This window comes from Tenacibaculum sp. 1B UA (assembly GCF_033978845.1).
In the GTDB taxonomy this organism is placed as follows: domain Bacteria; phylum Bacteroidota; class Bacteroidia; order Flavobacteriales; family Flavobacteriaceae; genus Polaribacter.
In genome coordinates this window covers 1-1,093 of record NZ_JAKVUA010000041.1, presented here as the reverse complement: position 1 = coordinate 1,093, position 1,093 = coordinate 1, and the positions used below count along the sequence as shown (strand labels likewise).

At 28.2% G+C, this 1,093-nt stretch carries 1 protein-coding gene and 1 pseudogene; one reads left to right on the top strand and one right to left on the bottom strand.

Features of this window, described 5'->3' with window-relative positions; all coding sequences use genetic code 11:
* The first annotated feature begins 101 nt into the window (after positions 1-101).
* A complete protein-coding gene (locus MK851_RS15615) occupies positions 102-626 on the top strand; it encodes a hypothetical protein (protein WP_303511282.1) in 525 nt (174 codons plus the stop codon).
* A 126-nt stretch (positions 627-752) separates the two neighbouring features.
* On the opposite strand, the pseudogene MK851_RS15610 reads toward MK851_RS15615, so the two are convergent.
* A pseudogene (locus MK851_RS15610) lies at positions 753-917 on the bottom strand (IS110 family transposase); the annotation flags it as partial.
* Between the last annotated feature and the right edge of the window lie 176 nt (positions 918-1,093).

Here is a 1,093-nt window from a genome sequence, read left to right as displayed (position 1 = left end):
TAGATTATAAAACACCAAATATGGTATATAAATTATCAGCGTAAATTCAATTTTAACCTGTAGCCATATTTCAGGACTAGACATAAAAAAAACAAAACGATATGAAAAGAATTTTAACACTAAAATATTTGCTTTTATTGTTCATCTGTATCTCTTGCGGACAAAAATCAAGTAAAAAACAAAATGATATAAAATCAGATAAAATAGAGCAGACTCGTGAATCACTGAATAAAAAAAGTGAAATTGATATAGAAAAGATTGACGAAATAAAAAAAGAAAGCTCAACTATTAAAAATTATATTTGTTACACTAGTGATAATAATAATTCCAAAAAAATTTGGATTGGGTTTAATGATTCAAACAGAGCAATAGAAATTAGGTACAAAGGGCAATCAGAATCAATACCCCTGAAGTTTATTAAAAATGAATATATCGAAGGAGGAACAAGCCCTACAATTATTGATTATTATAATGAAATTTATAACGGAAAAATAAATGGCGTTTATAAATTAACAAAATCAGGAAATTGGTACTATGTCTCTTATAAAAGAGAAAAGGACGATAAAGAATTCAACTTTACGATTGATCACACTGTTGAAAATCTCTCTTCAACACCTTGCTTTTAATAAACGTTAAAACGACATTAATAAAATATAGCTAATAATTGCAAACCTTATCAGTAACAAATTAGGAAAAAATAACGAAAGCACAACAAAGAACTGAGGTAAAAAACAAGTAAATTTTATACTTTTTTAAACCAAAGTACTTTTATAATTTGCATCATAAGGCAAACCACTTTTTACTATGGCAAAAGCTTGTTTTAGTAGCTTATTACACACCGCTATTAAAGCAAGTTTTTTACTCTTACCTTTAGCAACTATTCGTTCATAAAGTTCTCGACATGCTTTGTTGTATCTATATATTGGAGAGGAAAGCTCAGCGAAGCTCGCTGATGATAGTATTCAATAAGCTAAGTTAATTTATTTTGGTGTGCTGTTATTTAGGAATAAACCTTTAAATAGGTGCATAAAAAAACCTCAATCTTTTAAAGATTGAGGTTTATAAAGAAAGGCAACGACCTACTCTCCCACCA